Here is a 25910-nt window from a genome sequence, read left to right on the forward strand (position 1 = left end):
ACAGCCACGGATGACCGCCGACCCGATCCCTCGCTGCGGGAAGGGCTTTCCGGAAGCCCCATGGCGATGATCACCGTGTCACGGCCGCGCGGCCTGCCACGTCCAGAAGGTGCGGCGGGGGCGGCCGTCGAACTCCGCGCGCCCGGTCATCCAGAGCAGCACCTCGACGGGCGGGCCGGGCGGGGCGTCGGGGAAGAGCCGCTCCAGCACGGCGGCGGCGAGCGGAGCGGGCGGTCGCCAGGTCACGCCGAGGCCCCGGGTGATGTCGTGGGTGTGCAGCAGGGACTCGGCGACGCCCATCGCCGCGAACCCGCTCGGGTCGCAGGCGCCGAAGTGCCAGGCCCGTTGCTGCGGGCCGGCGGCGTCGAGGGCGGTGGCCAGCAGCTCCGCGCAGGCAGCCACGACGGCCAGGACGTCGGCGGGGGTCGCGCTGGGGGAGACGGTCAGGTCGAACGGCAGGTAGCCGTCCGCCGGCCGGCCGACGACCTGCCCGGCGTACGCGAGCAGGTCGTGCGCCACGTGCGCCGCCGTGGCCAGGCAGCTCCACTCCAGCGTGCCGGCGGGCACGGCCCAGTCCCGGTCGACGTGCGCGCCGAGCACCCGCAGCACCTCACCGGACGCGGCCCGCACGTGTGACCCGTCCACCCCGTCACCCCCCAGATCGTCGGCCGCGATCCTACGGGCACCCACCACGCGCCGGTACCACCCACAGGTCACCGACGGGTACGCCCGGCACCCGCTTCAGGCGACGGCGGCGCGGGACGGTCGGCGGCGGTGCGCACCGCGAGGTCGGCCAGCCCCCACCCTGCGGGTACCTCAGGTGGCGTGCTGCAATGAATCACCATGAATTCCACAAATCTCCCGCCGATCGATGAACCCGGCCTTCTGCTGGCGATGGAGCAGAACCTCGCCGAGCACGCCTGCCACCTGCACCGGCACCTGGAAGGCGCCTCCGTCACCGAGACCGGCGACCTGCTGATCGCCGACAGCGGTCTCGCCGACGACACCTTCAACATCGTCGCGGCGGCCCGCTTCACCCCGGCCACCGCCCCGGTCCGCGCCACGGAGACGGCCCGGACCCTGGCCGCCACCAGCCGCCCCTTCTCCTGGTGGGTGGGCCCCGCCTCCACGCCGGGCGATCTCGCCGAGTACCTCCGGGCCGCCGGCCTGGAGGCGTCGGAGACCGAGACCGGCATGTGGAAGGACCTGCGCGGCCCGCTGCCCGAGGCGCGCGCCGACAGCCTGGACATCCGCCTGGTGACCACTGCGGAGCAGCTCGCCGACTACGCCACGGTTCTCGCCGCGAACTGGGACCCGCCCGCCGCCACGGTGCGCCGGTTCTTCGCCGACGCCGCCGACCTGGCGCTCAACGCCGACTGCCCCGCCCGCTACCTCGTCGGCTACGTCGACGGCCGTCCCGTCTGCTCCGCCGAGGTCTTCCTGCACGCGGGCGTTGCCGGGATCTACAACATCGCCACCCTCGCCACCGCCCGCCGCCGCGGCTACGGCGGCGCCGTCACTGTGGCCACCCTGCACACCGCCCGCGACGCGGGCTACGAGATCGCGGTGCTGCAGGCGTCCGCCGACGGCGAGCCCGTCTACCGCCGCCTTGGCTTCACCGCCTGCGGCCACTTCACCGAGCACGCCCTCACCCCCTGAAGGAGCACCGTCGCCGGTCAGGCCGCCGGCCACCACGTCCGCCCCGCCGGCGCGTCCCGGACGAACACGATCGCGTCGTTGCCCGCCAGGTGCGCCGGGTCCAGCGGCGCGTACCCGAACCAGGGGGAGACCCGGGCGGCGGGCGGCACGTCGCCGAGGGCGGCGGCCAGCCTGCGGACGTCGACGACGTAGCGGTCCTGTGGCAGCGCGTACAGCAGCCCCTCGACGGTGTCCGGTGGCGGGGTCGACACCCCGTGGTGGCGGATCGTGCCCAGGGCGGTAGCGAGCACGGCGTACTCCTGGCCGAGTCGGGCGTCGACGATCGCGCCGGCGCTCCACCACCGCACCGGCCCCTGCCACATCCGCATCGTGCTCTCGTGCCGTTGCAGGTGCGCGTGGTGGGCGTACACCAGCGCGGGGCCGCGCTCGGCGACGGCGAGCAGGTTGGCGGCCATCATCGACGCCCGCGTGGCCAACAGCCCCGCCATGCGGCTCGGCGCGGGGTCGGCCATCCGGTGGTGGTACCGCAGCAGCCCGACGGCAGTGCGCCCGTACATGCGCGCCCGGTCCCAGTCGTCCCGCGAGGAGGCCGCGATCAGGCGCGGCGCCTGGGTGTCGAGCAGGGCCACGAGGTCGTCGGCGAGCAGCCGGAGGCGCTCGGCCTCGGGCGTGCGCCCCACGGAGCGGGACGGGTCCGTCATCGCGGCGGGTTCCGTCCACCGCTCGTCGTCGCCGAGCAGCCGGTCGAGGGTCTGCACGTCGTGGGTGAGCAGGTCGTCGTCGGTCCGGGCGGCGAGGTAGGCGTGCAGCGCGGTGAGGGCCTGCCGGGGGCTCGCGGCACCGGTGATCTCCAGGGGGCCGTCGAACCCGACGAAGCGCAGCCGCTCGGCCGCCGGCCGGCCGTCGTTGTACGCGCGCATCCAGCGCACGAGTTCCCGGTTGGCCGGGGACGCGCCGAACCCGTGGCTGAAGCCGCGCCGCATGACCTCGTCGAGGGTGCCTGCGCCCGAGGTGACGTAGTCGTCGACGACCAGGCCCGCCACGCTGTCGCTCTCGATGGCGATCGTGCGGTAGCCCTCCCGCTCGACGAGTTGCCGGAACAGTTCGTTGCGCACCTCGAGCAGGACGTCCTCGCCGTGGGTGGGCTCGCCGAGGGCGAGCAGCCGTGGCCTGGCCGGAAGCAGCCCCAGGACGGTGGCGGCGTCGACGGGATGGGCGGCGTCCTCGACAGCGACAGTCATATCTTCAACGCTATCGTTGAAGCGACGGTGGAGACTTTTCCGCGACATGGGCAGGACGGTGCGGCTAAACCCTCAACACGGTGGTCGGCTCAGGCCGGTCGACCTGGCGCGGTCGCACGGGCTGTCCACGCAGGCGGTCCGGAACTACGAGGCGGCCGGCATCCTCCCGGTGGCCGAGCGCAGCCCGCACGGCTACCGCGCCTACACGCCGCTGCACGCCCAGGCGCTGTGCGCGTTCCTCGCCCTCGTGCCCGGGCACGGCCACCCCACGGCTGCGGAGATCATGCGCGCCGTCAACCGGGGCGCGGTCGAGGACGCGCTGCGGCGCGTCGACGAGAGCCACGCGCAACTCCTCGACGACCGCCGCACCTTCCAGGCGGTGGAGGACGCGCTCGGCGGCCTCGCTCCCGTGGCGGCGGAGCGCGGCGACACGTTCGTCGGCCCCTTGGCGCGCAGGCTCGGCGTGCGCCCGGCCACCCTGCGGGCGTGGGAGCGCGCCGGCCTGGTCCGGCCGGGCCGCGACCGGCGGACGGGCTACCGGGTCTACGGCGCGGCGGACGTGCGCGACGCGTTGCTCGTCCACCAGCTCCGGCGGGGCGGCTACCCCTTGGCGCAGATCGCCCCGCTGATCGTCCAGGTTTGCGCCGCCGGAGGCGTCGCGCCTCTCGAATCGGCGCTGCGCGACTGGCATGCCCGACTGTCGGCCCGTGGCCGCGCCATGCTCGCCGGTGCCGCCGCCCTCGACGCCTACCTCCGCGCCAGCCAGCGTCCGTAACCGCGCCGCGCCCCCGGCCTCTTCCCCACCGCACGTCCCGCCGATTCGCACCGCCGCTTGCCTTGATTATCGGATTGTTGTTAACAGCAATCCCGCAAATAAGCCGGACAAAGGGGGCATAACATCAGCACACCATAATGACAGTTCTTGTGCGTAATGAGTTACGCTGGTGTAGTCGGGTCTGTGAGCCCGCCATACGGCGAGCCCACACCCACCCGGTCGAAGCCGATCAGGGCGTGGACGGGGCGACGCCGACTGCGGCCCGGGCGCGGGCGACCTCGGCGGCCTGGCGTTCCCGCCACCGCCTCTGCGCCTCGCTGTTGCAGCGCCGGCAGACCTTGCGGTAGCGGCCCGTCTCCGGGTCGGGCTCGCGGTCGTGGCCGTTGCGGCACTGCGGCCGCTGCGAGCGGGTGCGGCAGTTCTCCGCGTGGGAGAGCTGCCGCAGGTGGCTCGGCTCGATGCAGTCCGGCACGCCGCACTCGTGGTGGACCTCCAGGCCCGGCTGGTAGCCGCCGACGAAGACCGCGTACGCGGCGACGTGAGCCCACGCCCGGCCGGCCACCTTCTGGTGGACCCCGCGCCTGCTGCCGTAGCCGCGCACGATCAGGCACCCGCCGGGCTGCCGCTGCGAGCGCTGGAGCAGGTACGCCCTCAGCGACTCCTGGGTGAAGTGGCGCGACAGTCCCTGCACTCCTGACAGCACGCGGGAAGCCTAGGGCACCCGCGCCGCCACACGGCGTGCCCGGGCGGGATCAGCGTCGGGTGCCGTTGTCGATCTCGGTGTCGGACTCGCCGGGCGCGCGCCGATCGCCTGCTCGGCGGCCCGGCCGCCGGTGGTCTCGTCGCCCAGCCGCAGGTCGCTGCGCGGTAGCCCGGCCAGCCCGGCGGGATCGCGCGTCGGCTGGTCCGGCCAGCCGGTCTCCGCGCCCACCCCGCCCGCGGACTCGCGGCGTCCGACGCCACGGCCGTGGTAAGTGCCCTCGCCCGGGCCGCCCAGCGTGGTGTCGGCGGCCCGCGGGTCCGGCTCGGCCAGGCCGGCGCGGCGCAACATGTCGACCAGTTCGTCGTGCGGCATGCGCTCGGTGTCCGGTATGCCGGCACCGCGCGCGATGGACCGCAGGGTGGTCAGGTCCTGGTCTGCGAAGGTCTCGGCCATGCCCGTGGCTTCCCCGGACACCGGGCCGAGGTAACCGACGGGGCTGGGGAAACGCGGGCGCGGCCTGGTCGACGGTGGGTGGAAAACGCCTGGCCGTCCCCGGGTGAGTGCTGGCAGGGTGCGGGGCATGAGTACACAGGTCCTCGCGGGGGCGCTCGCCGACGAGCGCCGCCGCGTCGTGTTCGCCGCGATCGTGCTCGGTGCCCGGGACGTGCCCGCCGTGGTGTCGCGCACCGGTCTGCCCGCCCGGGACATCGCCACCGCCGTACGCCGGCTCACCGACTCGGGCGTGCTGGCCGACGACGGCTGCGGGCTGCGGGTCGACGGCGAGCGGCTGCGCGAGCTGGCCCGGGCCGGCGCGGCGGCGCCGACCGCGCCGGCCACCGACGCGCGCGAGACGATCCTGCGCACGTTCCTGCGCGACGGCGCGCTGACCCGGCTGCCCGCCCAGCGCGGTCGCCGTCGGGTGCTGCTGGAGCACATCACCGCGCGGACCTTCGAGCCCGGGCGGCGCTACCCGGAGCGGGCCGTGGACGACGCCCTGCGCCCCTGGTGCGAGGGGGGCGAAGCCGACCACGTGACGTTGCGCCGCTACCTGGTCGACGACCTGCTGCTCACCCGCGAGTCCGGCGTCTACTGGCGGACGGGGCCGTGACGAACCGGCGCGACGCGGCGTCGCTCTCAGGCCGGGTTGACGTCGCGGGGGCAGCGCGCTAAAACAGAAGTCGAAGGAACTTGAGTCGCCCAGACTCAACTTGAGACCTTGGACCAGGAGAACCGAGGAGGCAGAGCCATGCTGATGCGTACCGACCCGTTCCGTGAGATCGACCGGATCGCCGAGCAGTTCTTCGGCACCACCGCCCGCCCGGCCGTGATGCACATGGACGCCTACCGCGACGGGGACCACTTCCACGCCGCGTTCGACCTGCCCGGCGTCGACCCGGACAGCATCGAGTGCACCGTGGAGCGCAACGTGCTGACCGTCCGCGCGTCCCGCCGCCGCCCGACCGGCGACAACGTCGAGCTGGTGGCCGCCGAGCGACCCATGGGCACCTTCAGCCGGCAACTGTTCCTCGGCGACACCCTCGACACCGACAACCTCGAGGCCGGCTACGACAACGGCGTGCTGACGCTGCGCATCCCGGTCGCCGAGCGGGCCAAGCCGCGGCGGGTCGCCGTGACCACGACCGGCAACGGCCGCAGGCAGATCGACGCCTGACCGTCCCGCGCCGGGCGGGAGCCACATCCCGCCCGGCGCCCGCCTGACCCGGGTGCGGGCAGGCGGGGAAACGCGGTCGCGCGCCGCCGTACGGGATGCGAGAGTGGACCCGACCAAACAGCCGACCGACAGGGAGCCGACCGACACATGTGATCCGCAGGCAGCGGCCGGGCGAAGCCCGCCGCCACGCGCACCGACCGATCGCCCCATCCCGGGCCGGTCCGTCCCGTCTCGCGTCCCCTGCGGAGGAGCACCGTGTTGAAGGTCGTGTCCGTCAGCAAGCAGTACGACGCCGATCCGCTGGTCACCGGCGTCGACCTGGTCGTCAACGCCGGTGACCGGGTCGGCCTGGTCGGCCCGAACGGCGTCGGCAAGTCCACCCTGCTGCGCGTGCTCACCGGCGCGGAAGCCCCGTCGACCGGGCACGTGCACCGCGCCCCCGGCACCACGATCGGGTACTTCGCCCAGCAGGTGCCCGACCCGACGGTCACCGTCGCCGACTTCCTCGCCGCCGGCCTGGGCGAGCTGGGTCCCCTGGAACGTGAGCTGCGCGCCCTGGAGCGGCGGCTCGCCGCCGGGGACACCGACGCGCTGCACGCGTACGGGGAGGCGCAGGAGCGGTGGGCGGCGCTGGACGGCTGGCGGGCGCAGGCCCGGCTGGCGGAGGTCCGCCAGCGCCTCGACGTGGCGCACCTGGACGACGCCGCGCCGCTGCACCGGGTCAGCGGCGGCGAGCAGGCCCGGCTCACCCTGGCCCGGGTGCTGCTGGACGCCCCCGACCTGCTGATCCTCGACGAACCCACCAACCACCTCGACGCCGACGGCATCGCCTGGCTGGGTGGCTGGCTGGCCGCCTTCGACGGCGGGGTGCTCGTGGTCAGCCACGACCGGGCGTTCCTCGACCGGACGGTCACCCGGATCGTGGAACTCGACGGCATCCACGACGAGCCGCAGACCTACACCGGCGGGTACACCGCCTACCGGGCGGAGAGGACCCGCCGCTGGCAGCGGCTGCTGCTGGACTACGAGGCGCAGCGCAAGGACCACCGGCGCTGGCTGGCCGACATCGACCGCACCCGGCAGCAGGCGCGCGGCGTGGAGGAGTCGGTGCGCACCGGCCTCGGCTCCGACCAGGTCCGCCGCTACGCGAAGAAGGTGGCGAAGAAGGCCAAGGCCCGCGAGCGGCGGCTGCGCCGGCAGATGGACTCGATCCGCTGGCTGGCCGAGCCCCGTACCCGACCGGTGTTGACCCTGGCGTTCCCGCAGCCCACCGGCGAAGACGCCCCGGCGCTGCGCGCGGCCGGGCTCGCGGCGCAGGCCGGCGGGCGGACGCTGTTGCGCGACCTGGACCTCGTCGTCGACGCCGGGCAGCGGGTCCTGCTCACCGGCGACAACGGCGCCGGCAAGACCACCCTGCTGCGGCTGCTCGCCGGGCAGCGCGCACCCGACGCGGGGACGGTCACCGCCGCCGGGCCGGTGGCGCTGCTGCCGCAGACCCACGACGCGCTGCGCACCGACGTCACGGTCCTGGGGTGGTTCCGCTCCCAGGTCCCGGTGTACGTCGACGAGGCCGAGCGGCTGCTCGACGCGCACCTGTTCGGCCCCGACCAGTGGGACACCCCGCTGCGGGTGCTCTCCGCCGGGGAGCTGCGCCGGCTGCTGCTCGCGGCGATGGTCAACAGCCGGGCGCGGGTGCTGCTGCTCGACGAGCCGACCAACTACCTCGACTTCGACTCCCTCGACGTGGTGGAGGCGGCGCTGCGGGAGTTCTCCGGGACGGTGGTGCTGGTGACCCACGACGTGTGGTTCGCCGACGCGGTCGGCGTCGACCGGCGGTGGCGCCTCGCCGACGGCCGCCTGCACGACGAGCCGGTCGGCGCGCCCCGGGGTCAGGCGGCCATGGCGGGCGAGGTGTAGACGGTGGGGACGCGGAACCCGGCGAGCCAGGAGGTCAGGCGTTGCGCCTCGACGTCGAGCAGGCGCCGCTCGGCGGCCGACACCGGTTCCACCAGTCGCACGCGCACGGCGCCGGCGGCGTCCTGCACCCAGCAGCCGACGGTCCGGCCGTTGACCCAGGCGGTCGTGCCGGCGTTGCCCCGGCGTTCGAAGAGCACGTCACGGTGGGGCCCGAGGAAGAAACCGCGGTCCTGCCATCCCATGACGGTGGGGTCGAGCACGGGCAGCAGCGCCGCCCACGGCCCCGGGTCGGTGATCCGGTCGCCGTCGTCGGGCAGCAGCCAGCCGATCCGGCCGGAGTCGAGCGTGACCGGCGCCGCGCCGAGCTCGGCGAAGGCCCTGCGCACCACGGTCCTGGTGGCGCCGAGCCACCACACGCAGTCGTCCTCGGTGCCGGGGCCGAACGCGTACAGCCAGCGGCGCACGATCTCGCGGTAGCCGTCGGCGGCGGTCGTCGGGTCGGGCAGCGCGCCGAGCCAGTGGCGCATCAGCGTCCACCGGGGGCGGGAGGTGTGCCAGCCGGCGGTGTTGGCGCCGCGCACGACGTCGGCGGTGAGGCCGAGGTGGGTCAGCACCCGAGACGCCGTCCAGGGGGCGCCCGGGCTGACCGTCACCCTGACGTCGATCGTCGCGACGGCGCGGCGGACGTCCTGGGCGACGTGCCCCTGTGGGGCGTCGGCGAGCAGGGCGAGCACCTCGGCGCGGGCCCCGTCGAGCCATGCGTCGCCGTCGGTGGCCAGGCCCGCCGCGACGACGTCCTTAACCATCCGGGCGCGTTCGGTGGCGGCGACGCGGGCGGAGGGACCGGCCCACGCCGCCGGCAGCAGGTCCCGGGGGAAGACGAACAGGGTGCGGCGCATGGCGAGCTGCTTGACCAGGCTGCGGTCGTCGTACAGGGCGCGGTGCACGTCGGCGGTCGTCAGCGTGTCGGCCCGCGCGGCGCAGGACAAGTAGACGGTGGCGGGTTCGGTGGCGTGCAGGACGGCCACCGCCCGGGTGACGGCCTCCGGCGAGGCGACCCGGAACTGCGGGGCCAGGGCGTGCCGGATCGCGAGCCGGGCGCGGCGTTCGGCGTCGCCGACGTGCCGCGTCGGCGGGGTCACGCGGCGGCCCGCGTGTAGCGGCGGCCGAGTTCGGCGCAGGCGTCCTTCAGCTCCGCCGGCCCGACGACCTGCAGGTCGGCGCCGAACCGGCCGAGGGAGGCGGCCAGGGCCGTCCACGACCAGGAGCCCTGGACGAGGCGGCACCGGTCGGGGCCGAGCGCCTCGACCGTCCCGTCGCGCAGGTAGGTGGCCACGACCTGCGCGGGAAGGTCGAGGACGACCTCGCCGACGCACGGCCAGTCGGGGGAGGTGTCGTTGCCCCGGAACCTCGCCGCCACGAAGGTGGCCACGTCCGGGGCGGGCAGTTCGCGTGGGGCGAAGCGGGGCCCGGTCGGGGTGCGGGGGCGGATGCGGTCGACCCGGTAGGTGCGCCAGTCGTGCCGGTCGAGATCCCAGGCGACGAGGTACCAGCGGGCGTTCCAGGTGACCAGGTGGTGCGGCTCCACCCGGCGGGGCGGCCGCTGGTCGTCGGTGGCGGCGTAGTCGAAGCGCAGCACCTCGCGGGCGTGCGCGGCGTCGCCCACGGCGGTCAGCACCGCCACGTCGACCGGCGGGTCCGGTCGCGTGGTGGGCGCCGCGACGGCGGTGACCCGCAGGGCGTCGACGCGGCGCCGCAGCCGGCGGGGCAGGACCTGCCGGATGGTGGTCAGCGCCCGCGCCGCCGCCTCCCCGACGGTGCCCGAGACGGCCGCGAGCTGCAACGCGACCGTGATGGCCACGGCCTGGTCGTCGTCGAACAGCAGCGGCGGCAGTTGGGTGCCGGCGTCGAGCCGGTAGCCGCCGTCGGGCCCCTTGACGGCACGGATCGGGTAGCCGAGTTCGCGTAGCCGGTCGACATCCCGGCGCACCGTGCGGGGGCTGATCTCCAGCCGCTCGGCGAGCAGCCGGCCCGGCCAGTCACGGCGGGCCTGCAACAGCGACAGCAGCGACAGCAGTCGGGCCGACGTCTTTGGCATGACGGTGATCCTGCCGCAGGTAGCGGCCACAAGCTGACCGCTACCCCTGCGATCGTTCTCCCCGCACCGGAAACCCGGCCTGCTGTCCGAACCACAACAGGAGACGAATCGTCATGGCTGTCAACACCGTCACCCACGTCAACCTGCGGGGCAACGCCCGGCAGGCGCTGGAGTTCTACCGTTCGGTCTTCGGCGGCGACCTGGTCGCGGTCACCTACGCCGACGCCCACGCCGTGCAGAACCCCGACGAGGCCGACCAGATCATGTGGGGCCAGGTCACCTCGCCCGACGGCTTCGCGATCATGGCGTACGACGTGCCGTCGTCGCGGCCGTGGAGCCAGGGCGACGCGCCGTTCTTCGTCTCCGTCCGGGGCAGGGACGCCGACGAGATCAGCGGCTACTGGAAGAAGCTCGCCGAGGACTCCACCATCGTGGTCGACCTCGGCCCGGCCGGCTGGGCGCCGCTGTACGGCATGCTCACCGACCCCTTCGGTGTCACCTGGGTCCTCGACGTCGCCGTCGACCACGACCCGGCCGCCTGATCTTGAGGACGCACGCGTTGGGGCGGACCGGCATCCAGGTCAGCCCCTTCTGCCTCGGCACCATGATGTTCGGGATGGCCAACACCGACCGGGAAGACTGCGTCCGGATCATCCACCGGGCACTGGACGCCGGGATCAACGTCATCGACACCGCCGACGTCTGGCGGGGTCAAGGTGTGAGTGCAATCGTTAGGGTGCGATGAGTTGTGCGAGGCGTTGGGCTGGTGTGTTCCAGCCCAGCGTTTCGCGGGGTCGGGTGTTGAGTTCGTGGGCGACTTCGTCCAGGCCGTTTTGGTCGATGGTGCGGAAGTCGTAGCTGCTTTTGGGGAAGTACTGGCGTAGGAGCCCGTTGGTGTTCTCGTTGGTGCCGCGTTGCCAGGGGCTGTGGGGGTCGCAGAAGTAGACCGGGCAGCCGGTGGCGATGCTGAATTGCGGGTGGGTGGCCATCTCGGTGCCCTGGTCCCAGGTCAGTGATCGGCGTAGGTGCGCGGGCATGCGGGTGGTCAGGTCGGTGAGTACGCCGATGACGGCTTCGCTGTCGCGGCCGTGGGGCAGGGCGCCGAGCATCACGTAGCGGGTGGCTCGTTCCACGAGGGTCACGATCGCTGAGGCTCCCGCCTTGCCGATGACCAGGTCACCTTCCCAGTGCCCGGGCACCGCCCGGTCGGTGGCCTCGGCCGGCCGGCTACTGATGTGCAGGTCCCCGATCCAGGGCCGCCGGCTGCGGGCGGCACCCGCGGCACGTGACTGCGGGCGCCGGCGGGTGCGGCCCGACCGTAGCGCCACCTGCCGGCCCAACTCCGCTCGCAGGTTGCCCCGCGACTGCACGTAGATCGCCTGGTAGATCGTCTCGTGGGACACCTGCAACTCCGGCCGGTCAGCGAACGTGGCCCGCAACCACGCGGCGATCTGCTTCGGAGACCACCTACGGGCCAGTTTCCCCGCCACCACCTGCCGCAGCCGCCTATCCACCGCCAGCTTCGACCGCGCCGGCCGCCGCCTGGCCACGTCAGCCCGCCGCTGTGCCCACTGCGCCTGATACCCCCACCGATACGGGCGGCGAGCCCGCCCAGACGGCAACGACCGCCCGAGCGGGTTCTTCGTCCCGTGCCGCGCACTGTTGTTCCGCGCCACCTCCCGCGACACCGTGCACACCGGCACGCCCACCACCGCCGCGATCTGCGAAATCGTGCGACCCGAAGCCCACAAATGCTCCAACACCTGCCGATGCCCGAACGTCAACACACCCGGCCTCGCCACCACAACCTCCAGCCCAACCAAGATCAGTTGCACTGAAGCCTAGAAACCGCCTCTACGGTCACAGCGAGACCGAGAAGATCGTCGGCGCGGCGCTGCGGGGCCGGCGTGACGACGTCGTGCTCGCCACCAAGTTCAGCGGCGCGATGGGCGGGGACCCGAACCGTCGTGGCAACTCCCGACGCTGGATCGTCACCGCCGTCGAGGACTCGCTGCGCCGGCTGCGGGTCGACCACATCGACCTGTACCAGATCCACCATCCCGATCCGGGCACGGACATCGAGGAGACCCTGGCCGCGCTGACCGACCTGCTGCGCAGCGGCAAGGTCCGGGCGATCGGCTCCTCGAACTTCCCGGCCCCGGAGATCGTGGAGGCCCAGTGGGTCGCCGAGCGGCGGGGCCTGGCCCGGCTGCGCACCGAGCAGTCGACGTACTCGATCCTCAACCGGGCGGTCGAACGTGAGGTGCTGCCGGTCTGCGAGCGGTACGGCATCGGCACCCTGGTGTACAGCCCGCTGGCCGGGGGAATGCTCGCCGGCCGCTACCGCAAGGGCCGGCGACCCGACAGCGGCCGGATGAAGTGGGTGCCCCGGTACCTCACCGACGAACGGGCGCTGGATCTCGTCGAGCGGATCATCGCCCTGGCCGGGGAGGCGGGAATGCCGGTCGCGCACCTGGCGCTGGCGTTCGCGATCTCCCACCCCGGCGTCACCTCGGCGATCATCGGTCCCCGCACGATGGAGCAGTTGGAGGACCTGCTCGAGGCCACGGACGTGGTCCTCGACGACGACCTGCTCGACCGCATCGACGCCCTCGCCCCACCGGGCACCGACGTCGCGGCGCTCGACATCGCCTACCAGCCACCGGCGCTGCGGGTTCCCGCCCTGCGCAGGCGGCCCGCCCGGGAGCGCGCCGCCGCCTGATGCGGCGTCACCTGCGGGAAAGGGTCCGGGCGGCCGCGCACGCGACCGCCCGGACGACCCGCGTGGGCGCGCCTCACCGCCGATCACCGGCCGGCCTGAGAGCCTTTCTCACATGTCCCATCCCGGCTTCCCCGTGCTGTCCCGCCCCGCCGCCGCCCCGGCCCTGCCCGGCGGGCCGGTCGACTTCACCGAGGCGTGGCTGCGCAACCGGCGGCTGTCGGAGCACACCCGCGACGCGTACCGGCGGGACGTCGCCGGCTGGCTCACCTGGTGCGCGGCCCGGGACCTGGACCCGCTGCGGGCCAGCTTCCTCGACGTCAACGCCTACGCCCGGGAGCTGGAGACCACCCTGGCCGCGCAGAGCGGCCGGCCGCTGACCCCGGCCACCGTGGCGCGCCGGCTGTCGGCGCTGTCGAGCTGGTACGACTTCCTGGTCAAGCTGCGGGCGGTCGAGGGCAACCCGGTCTCCGGCGCGGACCGCCCCCGCATCGACCGGGACCACTCCGCCACGGTCGGGCTGACCCCCGACGAGGTCGACGCGCTGCTCGCCGCCGCCGAGGCGGACACCGGGCCGACCGCCGCCCGCAACCGGGCCGCCCTCGCGCTGCTGGCCGACCTGGGGCTGCGCGTCGGCGAGCTGATCTCGCTGGACCTGACCGACCTGGGCGCGGAGCGGGGGCACCGCAGCGTCCGGTTCGTCGGCAAGGGCGGCAAGGTCCGCCGCCGGGCGCTGACCCCGGGCACCGCGTACGCGGTGGACGCCTACCTGGCCGAGCGGGCCGCCGCGCAGGGGGTGAGCGTGCCCGAGCTGACCGGGCCGCTGCTGGTGACCGCCACCGGCGGTCGGCTGGACCGGCACTCGGTGTTCCGGATGGTCCGCCGCCTGGCCCGCGCCGCCGGCATCCCGGCGTGGGCGAAGCTGTCGCCGCACTCGCTGCGGCACGCGTTCGCCACCACGGCCCGCTCGGAGGGGGTGCCGCTGGAGGACGTGCAGGACGCGATGGGGCACTCGGACCCGCGCACCACCCGCCGCTACGACCGGGACCGGCACAACCTCGACCGCGACCCCGCGTACGTGATCTGGGCGGCCCGGGCCCGGCGGCGCACCTGAGGCCCCGCCGCCGGTAGCCGGGGCGGCCGAGGTCACCGCTCGCCGGGGCGGTGCCCGCCCCCCGGCCGGGCGGACGGAAGGCCGACCGGGCGTCGGGTCCGGCCGCGATCGGGTCGCCGGTGGCCTACCGTCGGTGGTGATGGGCGGGGAGCAGGGGTGGCGCCGACCGGCGCGGCGCCGTCGGCCGGTGCGCGCCGGTGCGCTGGCCGCCGGCCTCGGCCTGGGCACCTGCCTGGTCGGAGTGGCCGGCCTGGCGGTGTGGAACGCCCAGGTGGTGGTGCAGGCCGACGGTCCGGTCCGCCAGACCGCGGACGGGTTCCTCCGCGACGTCGCGGCGGGCGACACCGACCGGGCGTACGAGCGGCTGTGCGGGCAGGCGCGCGACCGGTGGAGCCAGGCCGGGTTCGGCAGTTGGGTGCGGACCCCGCCGCAGGTGCGCGGTCACGAGATCGTCGACGTGTCGGTGGCGACCCGGTCCGGCCGGCCGCGCGGCGTCGTGCGCGTGCGGTTGCACCGCGACGGCGGCGGCGCAGAGGAACGCGAGTTGCCGGTGGTGCAGGAGGACGGCACGTGGCGGGTCTGCGGGGACCCCTTCTGAGGGGGATCGCCCTCGACGCCGACGTCGTCCGGCCCGCGCGGGGGCCCGTCAGGCCCGCCCGTAGTTTCCAGACCAAAAACAACGGCAAGCAGTTGATCTAGGCTCTCACCTGCGGTCGCTTCCTCAAGCTGGAGTCCAGGGCAGCCGTTCCGGCTGTTTTATCTTGATCCCGGTAAGTGGGACGCGTGGTCAGCGCCGGTGCCGACGGTGGTGCTCGTCGTTCTCGGCGGTGATGCGAGCGGAGGTTTCCTCGCCGAGCCGGACGTAGATGCCGAGGGTGGCCAGGTGCCGGTGGCGGGACTTGGCCTGGAGCTCGGCGGCGCTGCGGCCCTTGGCCGCGAGGTGGGTCAGCCCGGAGTGGCGCAGCTGGTGGAGCGTGTACCCGGTTCCGTGCGGGTCGTGGAGCTGGGACGCCTGCTTGAACAGGTACTCGGCGCGCGGGTAGGACAGCCGGCCCCGGCCGGTCTCCGGGCAGATGTCGCCCAGGGCCGGCGCGCGGTGCCCGGCTGACGCGGCGCGTCGGTCGGCGAGGAACACCGGCCCGACGCTGCGGCCGACCAGCAGCCGGGGCAGCAGGCGGGCGGTTGCACGTAGGCGCGGTCGCCGCCCTTCTCGGTGACCAGGGCGCGGCGGAACTCCATGTCGAGGTCGGGCACGTCGAGGCCGAGGATCTCCTCGGCCCGGGCGCAGGTCTCGTAGAGCATCCGCCAGAGCACCCGCTCGCGCAGCGGGTTGCGGTTGTCGGTGAACAGCCGTTCCAGCCGGGCGCGGGGGATGGCTTTGTCCCGGGTCCGGGTGACCTTGCGGCGTTCCAGGCGTCGGCCGGGGTCGGTGGTCAGCCAGTCCTGGCGGCGGCAGTAGGCGGTGAACGAGGTCAGCGCGGACAGGTGTTTGTTCCAGGTGTTCGCGGCGCGGAGTCCCAGCGGGCCATCGTCTGCTCGTAGATCTCCGGGGTGAGCGCGGCGACAACTCGGCGTGCTCGCGGATGTATTTGCCGACCTTCCAGGCACTGCGGTCGGACTCGTATTGCTGGGATCCCCCGACCTCGCCATAGGTTCCGCGCGGGTCGCCGGAGTCGGTGTGCACACGATCGCGGCGAGAGATCACCACGGCGACGCGGCCGGCGGCCCGGCGCAGGTATCCCCACCGAGCACTTCCATCGCGGCGGGCGTGACGGCCAGCGCGCGCCCGCGCCAGTCGACTCATTTCCATACACTATGAATATAAGTTTGCTATGCTTCGAGCGTGAGTCGTCAAGACACCGCTCCTGGCGCGTCCGCCGCCATCGGGGCAGCCCTCTACGGCCTGGCCACCAGGGCCGCGAGACGCCTGCCCCGGGACATGAGCCTGACGTCCGCCGCTACTCTGGCCACCCTGGACCGGACCGGACCGCGGCGCATCACCGATCTGGCCGCGGTCGAGGGCGTCACCCAGCCCGCGATGACCGCCCTGGTCCGGGTGCTGGAGGAGTCCGGCCTGGTCGAGCGGCGGGGCGACGCGTCCGACAAGCGGGTGACGCTGGTGTGCCTGACCGAGGCCGGCGCCTCCTATGTCCGGACGCGGCGCCAGGCGGGCGTCCACGCGTTCGAGCGGTTGATCGGCGAGCTCACCGGCGACGAGGTCGAGGCGCTGGTGGCGGCCCTTCCGGCGCTGAAGCATCTGGCAGAGCTCGAAAGCCAGGACCGCGAAGGGCCGAAGCAGTGACCGGACAGCCGGTCGGCGGGGTCGCGGTGAAGGCGTTCCCGGTGGCGCGTTCCGAGGCGCGGCTGCTGGTCCCCGCCCTGATGTTCATCGCTTTGGTCGTGGCGGCGGTCGCCAGCCTCGGGACGCCGCTCATCACCAGCGTGGCGACCTCGTTCCACGTCTCGCTCGGCAGCGCGCAGTGGACGCTGACCATCGCGCTGCTCAGCGGCGCCGTCGCCACGCCGGTCCTGGGCCGACTCGGAGCCGGCCCGCACCGGCGGGCCACGATCCTCGCCACGCTGGCGGTCGTCGTCGCCGGCAGCGCGCTCACCGTGCTGCCGCTGCCGTTCGCGTGGCTGCTGGCCGGCAGGGCGGCCCAGGGCGTCGGGCTCGGGCTGACGGCGCTGATGATGGGCGTGGCCCGAGACCACCTCCCCGAAGAGCGCAGCGCGGCCGTGATCGCCCTGATCTCGGTGGTCTCGATCATCGGGGCCGGCGTCGGCTACCCGCTGGCCGCACTGCTCGCCGAGTTCGGAGGGGTACGGGCCGCCTACGGCCTCGGCCTGGTCGTCACCGCCGCCGCCCTCCTGACCGCGTGGCGCTCCATGCCCGAAGCCCCCGAAGGCCGCTCCGCCCACGTGGACGTGGCAGGCGCGGTCGTCCTGGCCGCTGCGCTGCTCCTGGTGCTGTTCCTCGCCGGCGAACGGAATCTGTGGAGCCGGCACCTCGCCGTGGCGGCGGTCCTCGCCGTCGTCGCGGTGGTGCTGCTCTGCGTCTGGGCCGTCATCGAGCTGCGCAGCACGACGCCCCTGGTCGATGTGCGGGCGGTGCGGCACCCGGCGGTCGCCGGGGCGAACCTCGCCATGTTCGTCGGCGGGATCGGCATGTACCTCCTGCTCACGCTCATCACCCGGTACGCGCAGACGCCGCACGGCGCCGGCTACGGCTTCGGGCTGACGACCTTCGTCGCCGGGCTGGTCCTCATCCCGTTCTCGGTGCTGGGGTTCGTCGCCGGCAAGCTCACGCCGCGGGTCCGGACGCGGATCGCCGACCCCCTGCTCCTGGCCGGCAGCGCCGTCGTGGTCGGCGGCGGGTTCGCCCTGTTCGCGGCGGCCCGGTCGGACCTTGCCGAACTGTTCACGGCGATGGGCGTGCTCGGCTTCGGCGTCGGCGGCTTCTCGGCCGCGATGCCCGGCGTCATCCTGGCCGTCACCCCCAAGAGCGAGACGTCGAGCGCCATGAGCTTCAACTACGTCATCCGCAGCGTCGGGTACTCCCTGGGCAGCGCCATCGGCGGCCTGATCCTCGCCGCGGGCACCGGCCCCGGCCACCTCTTCCCCGACGACAGCGCCTACACCACCGCGGCGCTGGTCGGCATCGGCGCCATGGCGATCACGACGCTGACAAGCCTTGCTCTCGCCCGCCGACGCTCGTCCGAGACCAACCCGTAAGTCAGATGCACTCATCCCAACACTGGAGGTTCCATGCCCAAGGGCTACTGGGTCAGCGTCTACCGCACCATTTCAGACCCTGAGAAGCTGGCTGCTTACAACAAGCTGGCCGGTCCGCCCGTCAAGGCCGGGGGCGGTCGGACCCTCGTCCGTGGCGGTCGGGTCGTGGCGCATGACGCCGGAATCGCCGAGCGTACCGTCCTGGTCGAGTTCGACAGCTTCGAGCAGGCCGTCGCGGCGCACGAGAGTGCGGCCTACCGCGAGGCGCTGGTCGCCCTCTCCGACGGCGTCGAGCGCGACTTCCGCATCGTCGAAGGCATCGACTGACCGAGGTCCAGTCGGATCTTCACTGAAGGACTCTGTCGGGAATCTTGAGGACGGGCAGTTAACGATCGTGACGTTGCGTCAGGCTCGTAGGAACATGATGCCCATGTTCCCGGGGAGCCCGATATGTCCTTCCAGCCCCTGCGCGCCATCACGTTCGAGCAGCCGTAGGGCTTGAGCCACCACGGCTGCTCGAACATCGAAAACCAGTCAGCCGATCGCCGGGGCGACTTCGGCCAGCCGCAGCGGCCGGTAGCCGTCGGTGTCGAGCTGGGCGAGCTCGCCGTCGATGTCGACCGAGTGGGTGCCGTAGAAGTGCACGTTCTCGTGGTGGGTCGGCCAGATGTGCGCCAGGACCTCGTCGTCGACCTGGCGTCCGGTGCGGCGCAGGGCGGCTACGCCGAGGCCGTGGTACTCGGTGGACCAGCAGACGATCGCGTTGGTCGCCAAGGTCAGGCACCACATCTGCTTGGTCTGCTGCTCATGGTGCCGGCGCCGCAGAGCTCCCTCGCCGGCGTAGGCGAGGCTACGGCGCAGGGCGTGCAGGTTCTCGCCTTTGTTCAGCTGCCGGGCGGTGCGCCGCCGGTACGTCTCGTCAGCCAGGTAACGGGCCGCGTAGACCGTACGGCGCAGCGCCCCGTACTCCTTGATCGCGCTGGTCAGCGCGTTCTGCTGCCGCTTCGAGGAGCACAGCTTCCCGACGACCAGCGCCGCGGTCGCGTGGCCGCCCTGCACTGAGGCGGCAACGCGCAGCAGGTCGTCCCACGTGCTCGTGATCAGGTCTGTGTTCAAGCGCCGGGTCAGCAGGCCGCCGGCCCGCGGGTAGCGGTCGAGGAAGTCAGCCTTCGGCCCGCTCCGATAAAGGGTGATCTTTCCGAGGTCGCGGATCCGCGGCGAGAGCTGCTTGCCGACCAGGTCGAACAGGGCGAAGTTCGCCAGGGTCGCGCCGTGGGTGTCGGTGACGTGCTCGAAGGTCGGCAGGTCGGTCTCGTTGCCCAGCAGCCCGTCGAGCACGTAGTGCGACTCGGGCGCGGTCGCGACGATGACCTTCGTGTCGAAGGTCGAGTGCTGGTCGGAGACGTGGGTGTAGGTGGAGACGCCCTGACCGCGGGCGAAGTACCGCGACAGGTGCCGGGCGGTGATGGACTTGCCCTTGACCGGGAACCGCTGCCCGTCCGACGACGAAAGGGTGCCCGAGCCGAACGCCCGGGTCAGCGGGAGCCGGTGGTGGTAGTTGACCACCGCGGCGTTGGCCGCCTCCAGGGTCTCCGGCCGGAAGTACCACTCAGCGGTCCAGGCACCGGTCAACGTGAAGTACCGGATCAACTCCGCCCGGTTGACCTCCGGGAAGCCCCGAAGCCGCGCCAGTTCCTCCGCCGAGAACACGTCCTGAGTCGCCACGAACCACCGCCTGAGCATCGATCGTCACGTCACCAAACAGGACGGGACGCTAGGGCTCAGGGCAGACCTTGATCAATCCTCAGTTCTTACCGTTGTTTTTGGTCTGGAAACTACGGGCGGGCCCGTCAGGCGCGGGGGCCGAGGTCCCCGGATCGGTAGTGCCGCCGGCACAGCACCTGGTAGCGCACGTCGGTGCTGTCGACGGTGTCGCCGATGACGACCTGTTCGCCCTCGCGGACGACGCGCCCGCCGACGACGCGGGCGTTGAGCAGGCCCTCCCGGCCGCACCAGCAGAGCACCTCGACCTGGATGCGGGCCACGGAGTCGGCCAGCTCGAACAGCCGCCGGGCGGCGGGGAACAGGCAGGACCGGAAGTCGGTGGCCAGGCCGAAGGCGTAGACGTCGACGTCGTAGCCGTCGACCAGCTCGGCCATCTGCTCGACGTGTTCCAGGTTGTAGAACGACGCCTCGTCGCAGATGAGGTAGTCCACGCGTACCCCCTCGGCCCAGGCGTCGCGGACCAGGTCGCGCAGGTCGAGGTCGTCGGTGACCTCGATCGCGGCGTGGGCCAGGCCGATGCGCGTGGTGACCTGCGGGCCCAGCGACCGGTCGATGCGGGTGGTGACCAGCCCGCGGCGGCCCTGCCGGGCGTGGTTGTGGTTCATCTGCAACGCCATGGTGGACTTGCCGCAGTCCATCGGCCCCCAGAAGAACCGCAGCGCGGCGGCGTGCATCGGCCGGCCGTCGACGCCACGGGCGGCGGCGCAGCCGACGGGGGCGTCGTCCGGGCCCGGCAGGGGGCGGGCCCGGCAGATCGGTGCGGCAGCGGCGTCGTCGGTCACGTCGGGGCAGCCTAGTCGATCGACGGCCGGCGATCAGGCCGGTCGCCGCCGGCCCTACAGCACCCGGGGCGGGGTGTTGCCGGCGGCGACGATGGCGCGGCGGATCGGCACGGCGGCCAGCAGCGCGAACCCGACCACGAAGAAGATCAGCAGGGAGACCAGGCCCACCCGGTAGGACTGGGTGAGCTGGAACACCAGCCCGAACGCCAGCGGGCCGAGCCAGCTCGTGCCCTTGTCGCTGATCTCGTAGAAGCCGTAGTACTCGCCCTCCTTGCCGGCGGGGATGAGCTGGCTGAACAGCGAGCGGCTCAGCGCCTGGCTGCCGCCGAGGACCAGGCCGATGGCCCCGCCGAGGATCATGAATGGCAGCGGGGCCTCGGCGGGCAGCCGGAACGCGGCGATGATCACACCCGTCCAGAGCACGAGGCTGAGCAGCACGGTCTTCCACGCCCCGATGCGCCGCGCGAGCGCGCCGAGGCCGAGGGCGCCGCCGAAAGCGAGGAACTGCACCAGCAGGATCGTGGTGATCAGGGTGCTCTGCCCGAGGTGCAGCTCCTCGGTGCCGTACTGGCTGGCCAGGGTGATGACGGTCTGGATGCCGTCGTTGTAGACCAGGAACGCCAGCAGGAAGAACAGGGTCAGCGGGTACGCCTTGACCTCCCGCAGGGTGCGGCCGAGCTGCCGGAACCCGTCGGTGAGCACGTTGCCGCCGCCGCCCGGCGTCGCCGGGGCGGGGCGTTCGCGCAGCCAGCGCAGCGGCAGCAGGGTGAACGCCGCCCACCACACGCCGGCCGACACGATCGACCAGCGGGCCAGGTCCAGGGTGCGCTGCGGGTTGCCGTCCTCACTGAACAGGGTCACCGCGACGAGGTTCAGCGCGAGCAGCACGCCGCCGCCGAGGTAGCCGATGGCCCAGCCTCGGCTGGAGATGCCGTCGCGTTCGTCGGGGCCGCCGAGCTGCGGCAGGAACGAGTTGTAGACCACCACGGCGGCGCCGAAGGCGATGTTCGCGACGAGGAACAGCGCCCCGCCGAGCAGGTACCGCTCGCCGGTGACGAACGCCATCGCGACGGTCGCCCCGGCGCCGGTGAACGCCGCCGCGCCGAGCAGCCGCTTCTTGTGCGCCGAGCGGTCGGCGACCGCGCCGACCACCGGCAGCACGAACACCGTCAGCAGCACCGACAGCGAGATCAGGTACGGGTAGTAGGAGCCGGCGGCGACGCGGATGCCCAGCGGGCGCACGTAGCCGTCGCAGGTGTCCGCGCCGAGTTCGCAGCCGGCGGCCAGTTCGGTGACGGTGGTCAGGAACGGGCCGAGGAACACGGTGATGACGGTGGTCTGGAAGGCCGAGTTCGCCCAGTCGTAGAGGTACCAGCCGCGCCGCTCCCGGGGGGTGCTGGCCGGTGGCGGGGCGTCCACGGCCGACGGGGTGACGGTCTCGGCCAAGGGGGGCCTCCGCTGAATCTCAGGCGGCCCAGTGGCCGCGGCTGCGGTAGACGTCGCGCAGCACGCCGACGTGATCGGTCATGATGCCATCCACACCGAGATCAAGTAACTCGTGCATCTCGGCGGGTTCGTCGATCGTCCAGACGTGCACCTGCAACCCGATCCGGTGGGCGTAGGCGATCAGCCGGCGGTCCACCACGGGCAGCCGGCCGTAGCGGGGCGGCACCTGGGCGGCGACCACCGACGGGGGCAGCCGCAGGGGCCGCCCGTGCAGCGACGCCATCCGCAGCCGGGCCACCCCGCGCGCGCCGAGGCCGGTGGCGATCCGCCCGCCGGTGGCCGCCCGCAGCCGGGCCAGCCGGGTGTCGCTGAACGAGGCCAGCAGCACCCGGTCGCCGGCGGCGGCCCGGGACACGGCGGCGACGGTGGCATCGACGCCGCCGTCGGCCTTGACGTCGATGTTGAACCGCACGTGCGGCCAGGCGGCGAGGACGTCGTCGAGGCGGGGCACGACGGCGGCCCCGCCGACGCGCACCGAGGCCAGGTCGGCCCAGCGCAGGTCGGCGATGCGCCCGGCCTCGCCGGTGACCCGGCGCAGGGTGGCGTCGTGGAAGACCACGGCCACCCCGTCGGCGGTGCCGTGCACGTCGGTCTCGACGTACCGGTAGCCCAGGTCGACGGCGCGGGCGAACGCGGCGACGGTGTTCTCGTCGCCGTGGGCCGCGCCGCCGCGGTGGGCGAACGCCAGCGGCGCGGGGGCGTCGAGGTAGCCGGAGCGGGGCTGCACGCCCGGCAGTATGCCCGCCGCCGCCGGCCCCCGGACGCCGGCGGCGGGCAACGGCGCTCAGGCGGGGCGACGCCGGTGCTGGCGGCTGGTGTCGCTGGGGCGGCCCGGGTCGACGTGGCGGGGCCGGTCGGGCTCGTCGGGGCGCAACGGGACCAGGGCGTCGGTGAGCGCGTCGACGATGGCGTCGGTGGCGCTGCGGGCCGCCCCCGGCGCGGCCGGGTCGACGTCGGTCAGGTCCACCGGGTCGCCGAAGTGCACCCGCAGCACCGGCCGGCGGCGCACCGCGCGGGCGACGGCGCGCAGCGCGCCCCGGGGCGCCCGGTACGGCAGCACCTCGTGGGAGCCCCACTGGGCCACCGGCACGACCGCCGCGCCGCAGGCGAAGGCCAGCCGGGCGGCGCCGGTCTTGCCGCGCTCGGGCCACATGCCGGGGTCCAGGCCGATGCGGCCCTCCGGGTACACCAGCACCACCGACCCGTCGGCGACGGCCGTGGCGGCGTCGTCGAGGGCCCGGTGCACGGCGGCGGTGCCCCGGTCGACGCGGATGTGCCCGGCACGCCGCATGGCCGCGCCCAGCAGCGGGGCGCGGAACAGCCCGCCGGTGGCCATGATCCGGGGGGACACGCCGCGCGCCTGGCAGGCGGCGGCCAGCACGACCGGGTCGAAGGGGCTGAGGTGGTTCGCGGCCAGGATCAGCGGCCCCCGGCGCAGCCGGTCGGGCACGTCGCCGGTGACCTCCAGGCGGGCCAGCGCGGCGACGGCGGCGCGGGCGAGCAGTTGCGCGCCGCGCCAGATCAGGGGCGGGCGCCAGCGGTCGGTGGGCGTGTCCATCAGCGGTCGATGGTCGCACGGGGCGTCGGCGTGCGGGTAGGGGAGGGGCCGGATGGCGGTGGTGATCAAGGTCATTGGTCCCGGGCCGGGTCGGGACCTCCGCCCCTGCCGAGTTTCCTACGACACGCAGTAGTATTTACTACGTCTCGTAGTATGAACTAGTTGGAGGCTACCGGTGGACGCGTTGGACGTCGCCCGATGGCAGTTCGGTGTCACCACCGTCTACCACTTTCTCTTCGTGCCGCTGACCATCGGCCTGTCCGTGCTGGTAGCCATCCTCCAGACGCTGTGGTACCGCACCGGCAAGGAGCGCTACCTCAAGCTCACCAAGTTCTACGGCAAGCTCTTCCTCATCAACTTCGCCATGGGCGTGGTCACCGGCATCGTCCAGGAGTTCCAGTTCGGCATGAACTGGAGCGACTACTCCCGCTTCGTCGGCGACATCTTCGGCGCACCGCTGGCCATCGAGGCCCTCGTCGCGTTCTTCCTCGAATCCACCTTCATCGGCCTGTGGATCTTCGGCTGGGACCGGCTGCCCAAGCGCCTGCACCTCGCCGCCATCTGGGCCGCCGCCATCGGCACCAACCTCAGCGCCTACTTCATCCTCGCCGCGAACTCGTTCATGCAGAACCCCGTCGGCTACCGCCTCAACCCCGACACCGGCCGCGCCGAGCTGACCGACTTCGTCGCCGTGCTCACCAACAAGGTCGCCCTCATCACCTTCCCGCACACCCTCGCCGGGGCGTTCCTCGTCGCCGGAAGCCTCGTCGTCTCCGTCGGCCTGTACCACCTCATCCGCCACCGCGACAGCGCCGACACCGGCGCCTACCGCTTCGCCACCAAGTTCGGCTCCTGGGTCGTCCTGGTCTCCTCGGCCCTCGTCGTCCTCACCGGCGACATCCAAGGCAAGATCATGACCGAGGTGCAGCCCATGAAGATGGCAGCCGCCGAGGGCCTCTACACCACCGAGAGCCCCGCCTCCTTCTCCGTGCTCACCATCGGCAGCCTCGACGGCACCCGCGAGGTGTTCGCCCTCAAGATCCCCTACCTGCTGTCCTACCTCGGCACCGGCGACCCCAACGGCACCGTCCACGGCATCAACGACCTCCAGGCCCAGTACGCCGCCCAGTACGGCGCCGGCAGCTACACCCCGATCATCCCCGTCACCTACTGGAGCTTCCGGTTCATGATCGCCTTCGGCCTCGCCGCCGCCGCGATCGCCCTGCTCGTCCTCTGGACCCACCGCAAGGGCCGCACCCCCACCAGCAGGTGGCTCCTGCGCGCCGGCCTGATCATGCCCCTGCTGCCCCTGGCCGCCAACGCCTTCGGCTGGATCTTCACCGAGATGGGCCGCCAGCCCTGGATCGTCTTCGGCGAGATGCTCACCCGCGACGGGGTGTCCCGCAGCGTCTCCCTCACCGAGGTCCTCACCAGCTTCACCGCCTTCACCCTCATCTACGCCGCCCTCGCCGTCGTCGAGGTCAAACTCCTGCTCCGCTACGCCAAGGCCGGCGTACCCGAGATCACCGACCACGACATCGACGACAGCCACGACGACGCCGAGCGCCCGCTCGCGTTCGCCTACTGACCCCCGGAGACAACCGTGGACCTCACCACCATCTGGTTCCTGCTCGTCGCGGTCCTGTTCACCGGGTACTTCATCCTCGAGGGCTTCGACTTCGGCGTCGGCATGCTCCTGCCCGTCCTCGGCCGCGACGACCGCGAACGCCGCGTCCTGATCAACACCATCGGCCCCGTCTGGGACGGCAACGAGGTCTGGCTCATCACCGCCGGCGGCGCCATGTTCGCCGCCTTCCCCGAGTGGTACGCCACCCTCTTCTCCGGCTTCTACCTGCCCCTGCTGCTGATCCTGCTCGCCCTGATCATCCGCGGCGTCGCCTTCGAATACCGGCACAAGCGCCCCGAGGCGTCCTGGAAACGCCGCTGGGACACCGCCATCTTCGTCGGCTCCCTCGTTCCGGCGATCCTCTGGGGCGTCGCCTTCGCCAACATCCTGCGCGGCGTGCCCCTCGACGCCGACCACGAGTACGTCGGCGGCCTGCTCGACCTGCTCAACCCGTACGCCCTGCTCGGCGGCGCGACCACCGCCGCGCTGTTCCTCACCCACGGCGCCGTGTTCATCGCCCTCAAGACCGCCGGCGACATCCGCCACCGCGCCGGAGCACTCGCCGTACGCCTCGGCGTCGCCGCCGCCGTGCTCGCCGTGGCGTTCCTGGCCTGGACGCTCAACATCCGCTCCAGCACCACCGCCGTCGTCCTCGCCGTCGGCGCGGCCCTGGCCCTGCTCGGCGGCCTCGCCGCCGCCCGCGCCCGCCGGGAGGGCTGGGCGTTCACCGGCACCGCCGTGGCCATCGCCCTCGCCGTGGCCACCCTCTTCGCGGCGCTGTTCCCGAACGTCCTGCCCTCCACGCTCGACGCCGCCGGCACGCTGACCGCCACCAACGCCGCCTCCACCCCCTACACCCTCAAGATCATGACGTGGGTGGCGGTCATCTTCACCCCCATCGTCCTGGCCTACCAGGGCTGGACCTACTGGGTGTTCCGCAAGCGCATCGGCGTGGCCCACATCCCGCAACACTGACCACCCCGACGCGACGGCGGCGGGGCCGGCACACCCGCCGGCCCCGC

Annotated in this window: 26 protein-coding genes and 2 pseudogenes; 15 read left to right on the forward strand and 13 right to left on the reverse strand. The window is 73.1% G+C overall.

Going from position 1 to position 25910, the window contains the following annotated elements; translation table 11 throughout:
- Positions 1–78: 78 nt before the first annotated feature.
- Positions 79–645 carry a maleylpyruvate isomerase N-terminal domain-containing protein gene (locus LPU43_RS17780; protein WP_229401571.1) on the reverse strand — a complete coding sequence of 189 codons (567 nt, stop codon included), beginning with the start codon at positions 643–645 and terminating at the stop codon, positions 79–81.
- Between the two features lie 198 nt (positions 646–843).
- Here LPU43_RS17780 and LPU43_RS17785 point away from each other — a divergent pair, with 198 nt between their 5' ends.
- Entirely contained in the window at positions 844–1659 is an 816-nt protein-coding gene (locus LPU43_RS17785) for a GNAT family N-acetyltransferase (protein ID WP_229401572.1), read from the forward strand.
- Positions 1660–1676: 17 nt separating this feature from the next.
- Here LPU43_RS17785 and LPU43_RS17790 read toward each other — a convergent pair whose 3' ends face one another.
- Positions 1677–2900, reverse strand: coding sequence for an erythromycin esterase family protein (locus LPU43_RS17790; RefSeq protein WP_229401573.1), 1224 nt, complete (start codon positions 2898–2900; stop codon positions 1677–1679).
- A gap of 46 nt (positions 2901–2946) precedes the next feature.
- Between LPU43_RS17790 and LPU43_RS17795 the strand changes: the two genes are divergently transcribed.
- On the forward strand, positions 2947–3675 hold the full coding sequence (locus LPU43_RS17795) for a TioE family transcriptional regulator (protein ID WP_229401574.1): 729 nt from the start codon (positions 2947–2949) through the stop codon (positions 3673–3675).
- A 229-nt stretch (positions 3676–3904) separates the two neighbouring features.
- Here the strand turns inward: LPU43_RS17795 and LPU43_RS17800 are convergent, their stop codons facing one another.
- Both LPU43_RS17800 and LPU43_RS17805 read right to left on the reverse strand, forming a co-directional pair.
- Entirely contained in the window at positions 3905–4378 is a 474-nt protein-coding gene (locus LPU43_RS17800; protein WP_229401575.1) for an HNH endonuclease, read from the reverse strand.
- 49 nt (positions 4379–4427) lie between these two features.
- Positions 4428–4831, reverse strand: a pseudogene (locus tag LPU43_RS17805) (hypothetical protein).
- A 127-nt stretch (positions 4832–4958) separates the two neighbouring features.
- Between LPU43_RS17805 and LPU43_RS17810 the strand changes: the two are divergent.
- The 3 genes from LPU43_RS17810 (at position 4959) to LPU43_RS17820 (ending at position 7967) form a co-directional block, all read left to right on the forward strand.
- Positions 4959–5486, forward strand: a complete 528-nt coding sequence (locus tag LPU43_RS17810) for a DUF2087 domain-containing protein (RefSeq protein ID WP_229401577.1) — start codon at positions 4959–4961, stop codon at positions 5484–5486.
- A 138-nt stretch (positions 5487–5624) separates the two neighbouring features.
- Complete coding sequence (locus tag LPU43_RS17815) at positions 5625–6050, forward strand: Hsp20/alpha crystallin family protein (RefSeq protein ID WP_229401578.1); 426 nt, start codon at positions 5625–5627, stop codon at positions 6048–6050.
- A 255-nt stretch (positions 6051–6305) separates the two neighbouring features.
- On the forward strand, positions 6306–7967 hold the full coding sequence (locus tag LPU43_RS17820) for an ABC-F family ATP-binding cassette domain-containing protein (protein ID WP_229401579.1): 1662 nt from the start codon (positions 6306–6308) through the stop codon (positions 7965–7967).
- Here LPU43_RS17820 and LPU43_RS17825 read toward each other — a convergent pair.
- Together LPU43_RS17825 and LPU43_RS17830 are read right to left on the reverse strand one after the other, a co-directional pair.
- Complete coding sequence (locus LPU43_RS17825) at positions 7940–9109, reverse strand: winged helix DNA-binding domain-containing protein (RefSeq protein WP_229401580.1); 1170 nt, start codon at positions 9107–9109, stop codon at positions 7940–7942. The genes LPU43_RS17820 and LPU43_RS17825 overlap by 28 nt on opposite strands.
- A complete protein-coding gene (locus tag LPU43_RS17830; protein WP_229401581.1) occupies positions 9106–10065 on the reverse strand; it encodes a helix-turn-helix transcriptional regulator in 960 nt (319 codons plus the stop codon). The genes LPU43_RS17825 and LPU43_RS17830 overlap by 4 nt, the downstream gene beginning before the upstream one ends.
- Before the next feature lie 113 nt (positions 10066–10178).
- Between LPU43_RS17830 and LPU43_RS17835 the strand changes: the two genes are divergently transcribed.
- Positions 10179–10607 carry a VOC family protein gene (locus LPU43_RS17835; protein ID WP_229401582.1) on the forward strand — a complete coding sequence of 143 codons (429 nt, stop codon included), beginning with the start codon at positions 10179–10181 and terminating at the stop codon, positions 10605–10607.
- A gap of 62 nt (positions 10608–10669) precedes the next feature.
- Positions 10670–10810, forward strand: a complete 141-nt coding sequence (locus tag LPU43_RS17840) for an aldo/keto reductase (protein WP_255686308.1) — start codon at positions 10670–10672, stop codon at positions 10808–10810.
- Here the strand turns inward: LPU43_RS17840 and LPU43_RS17845 are convergent.
- A complete protein-coding gene (locus LPU43_RS17845; RefSeq protein ID WP_306416149.1) occupies positions 10797–11900 on the reverse strand; it encodes an IS30 family transposase in 1104 nt (367 codons plus the stop codon). The genes LPU43_RS17840 and LPU43_RS17845 overlap by 14 nt on opposite strands.
- Positions 11901–11959: 59 nt before the next feature.
- Here LPU43_RS17845 and LPU43_RS17850 point away from each other — a divergent pair, with 59 nt between their 5' ends.
- The 3 genes from LPU43_RS17850 (at position 11960) to LPU43_RS17860 (ending at position 14496) form a co-directional block, all read left to right on the forward strand.
- Positions 11960–12787 (forward strand): aldo/keto reductase, encoded by an 828-nt coding sequence (locus LPU43_RS17850; protein ID WP_229401727.1) that lies wholly within the window; start codon positions 11960–11962, stop codon positions 12785–12787.
- Between the two features lie 112 nt (positions 12788–12899).
- Positions 12900–13898 carry a tyrosine-type recombinase/integrase gene (locus LPU43_RS17855; RefSeq protein WP_229401585.1) on the forward strand — a complete coding sequence of 333 codons (999 nt, stop codon included), beginning with the start codon at positions 12900–12902 and terminating at the stop codon, positions 13896–13898.
- A 139-nt stretch (positions 13899–14037) separates the two neighbouring features.
- Positions 14038–14496: an Rv0361 family membrane protein gene (locus LPU43_RS17860; RefSeq protein WP_229401586.1), complete on the forward strand. Its 459-nt coding sequence runs from the start codon at positions 14038–14040 to the stop codon at positions 14494–14496.
- A 189-nt stretch (positions 14497–14685) separates the two neighbouring features.
- Here LPU43_RS17860 and LPU43_RS17865 read toward each other — a convergent pair whose 3' ends face one another.
- Positions 14686–15033, reverse strand: a complete 348-nt coding sequence (locus tag LPU43_RS17865; RefSeq protein WP_229401587.1) for a site-specific integrase — start codon at positions 15031–15033, stop codon at positions 14686–14688.
- A 708-nt stretch (positions 15034–15741) separates the two neighbouring features.
- On the opposite strand from LPU43_RS17865, the gene LPU43_RS17870 reads away from it, so the two are divergent.
- From LPU43_RS17870 to LPU43_RS17880, 3 genes are read left to right on the forward strand one after another with little or no spacing between them, the layout of a single operon-like run.
- Complete coding sequence (locus tag LPU43_RS17870; RefSeq protein WP_229401588.1) at positions 15742–16200, forward strand: MarR family winged helix-turn-helix transcriptional regulator; 459 nt, start codon at positions 15742–15744, stop codon at positions 16198–16200.
- Positions 16197–17630, forward strand: a complete 1434-nt coding sequence (locus LPU43_RS17875; RefSeq protein ID WP_229401589.1) for an MFS transporter — start codon at positions 16197–16199, stop codon at positions 17628–17630. Before LPU43_RS17870 ends, LPU43_RS17875 begins: the two co-directional genes overlap by 4 nt.
- A gap of 33 nt (positions 17631–17663) precedes the next feature.
- Positions 17664–17957: a DUF1330 domain-containing protein gene (locus LPU43_RS17880; RefSeq protein ID WP_229401590.1), complete on the forward strand. Its 294-nt coding sequence runs from the start codon at positions 17664–17666 to the stop codon at positions 17955–17957.
- A gap of 207 nt (positions 17958–18164) precedes the next feature.
- On the opposite strand, the pseudogene LPU43_RS17885 reads toward LPU43_RS17880, so the two are convergent.
- The 5 genes and pseudogenes from LPU43_RS17885 to LPU43_RS17905 form a co-directional block, all read right to left on the reverse strand.
- Positions 18165–19253, reverse strand: a pseudogene (locus LPU43_RS17885) (Tn3 family transposase); the annotation flags it as partial.
- Positions 19254–19480: 227 nt separating this feature from the next.
- Positions 19481–20197: a thymidine kinase gene (locus LPU43_RS17890; protein ID WP_373321741.1), complete on the reverse strand. Its 717-nt coding sequence runs from the start codon at positions 20195–20197 to the stop codon at positions 19481–19483.
- Between the two features lie 54 nt (positions 20198–20251).
- Entirely contained in the window at positions 20252–21643 is a 1392-nt protein-coding gene (locus LPU43_RS17895; RefSeq protein WP_229401592.1) for an MFS transporter, read from the reverse strand.
- Positions 21644–21662: 19 nt separating this feature from the next.
- Positions 21663–22430, reverse strand: a complete 768-nt coding sequence (locus LPU43_RS17900; protein WP_229401593.1) for a glycerophosphodiester phosphodiesterase family protein — start codon at positions 22428–22430, stop codon at positions 21663–21665.
- A gap of 57 nt (positions 22431–22487) precedes the next feature.
- Positions 22488–23261, reverse strand: coding sequence for a lysophospholipid acyltransferase family protein (locus LPU43_RS17905; RefSeq protein ID WP_229401594.1), 774 nt, complete (start codon positions 23259–23261; stop codon positions 22488–22490).
- 175 nt (positions 23262–23436) lie between these two features.
- Between LPU43_RS17905 and LPU43_RS17910 the strand changes: the two genes are divergently transcribed.
- Positions 23437–24849: a cytochrome ubiquinol oxidase subunit I gene (locus tag LPU43_RS17910; protein WP_229401595.1), complete on the forward strand. Its 1413-nt coding sequence runs from the start codon at positions 23437–23439 to the stop codon at positions 24847–24849.
- A gap of 15 nt (positions 24850–24864) precedes the next feature.
- Positions 24865–25863, forward strand: a complete 999-nt coding sequence (cydB, locus tag LPU43_RS17915; RefSeq protein ID WP_229401596.1) for a cytochrome d ubiquinol oxidase subunit II — start codon at positions 24865–24867, stop codon at positions 25861–25863.
- Positions 25864–25910: the final 47 nt, after the last annotated feature.

It is taken from the genome of Micromonospora okii (assembly GCF_020884795.1).
GTDB classification, from domain to species: domain Bacteria; phylum Actinomycetota; class Actinomycetes; order Mycobacteriales; family Micromonosporaceae; genus Micromonospora; species Micromonospora okii.

What these genes read in the sequence shown, in the direction of transcription:
- LPU43_RS17785 (WP_229401572.1), top strand. Translation starts at nt 844, where the DNA reads ATGAATTCCACAAATCTCCCGCCGATCGATGAACCCGGCCTTCTGCTG.
- LPU43_RS17790 (WP_229401573.1), bottom strand. Translation starts at nt 2,900, where the DNA reads ATGACTGTCGCTGTCGAGGACGCCGCCCATCCCGTCGACGCCGCCACC.
- LPU43_RS17795 (WP_229401574.1), top strand. Translation starts at nt 2,947, where the DNA reads ATGGGCAGGACGGTGCGGCTAAACCCTCAACACGGTGGTCGGCTCAGG.
- LPU43_RS17810 (WP_229401577.1), top strand. Translation starts at nt 4,959, where the DNA reads ATGAGTACACAGGTCCTCGCGGGGGCGCTCGCCGACGAGCGCCGCCGC.
- LPU43_RS17815 (WP_229401578.1), top strand. Translation starts at nt 5,625, where the DNA reads ATGCTGATGCGTACCGACCCGTTCCGTGAGATCGACCGGATCGCCGAG.
- LPU43_RS17830 (WP_229401581.1), bottom strand. Translation starts at nt 10,065, where the DNA reads ATGCCAAAGACGTCGGCCCGACTGCTGTCGCTGCTGTCGCTGTTGCAG.
- LPU43_RS17835 (WP_229401582.1), top strand. Translation starts at nt 10,179, where the DNA reads ATGGCTGTCAACACCGTCACCCACGTCAACCTGCGGGGCAACGCCCGG.
- LPU43_RS17840 (WP_255686308.1), top strand. Translation starts at nt 10,670, where the DNA reads ATGATGTTCGGGATGGCCAACACCGACCGGGAAGACTGCGTCCGGATC.
- LPU43_RS17855 (WP_229401585.1), top strand. Translation starts at nt 12,900, where the DNA reads ATGTCCCATCCCGGCTTCCCCGTGCTGTCCCGCCCCGCCGCCGCCCCG.
- LPU43_RS17860 (WP_229401586.1), top strand. Translation starts at nt 14,038, where the DNA reads ATGGGCGGGGAGCAGGGGTGGCGCCGACCGGCGCGGCGCCGTCGGCCG.
- LPU43_RS17880 (WP_229401590.1), top strand. Translation starts at nt 17,664, where the DNA reads ATGCCCAAGGGCTACTGGGTCAGCGTCTACCGCACCATTTCAGACCCT.
- LPU43_RS17905 (WP_229401594.1), bottom strand. Translation starts at nt 23,261, where the DNA reads ATGGACACGCCCACCGACCGCTGGCGCCCGCCCCTGATCTGGCGCGGC.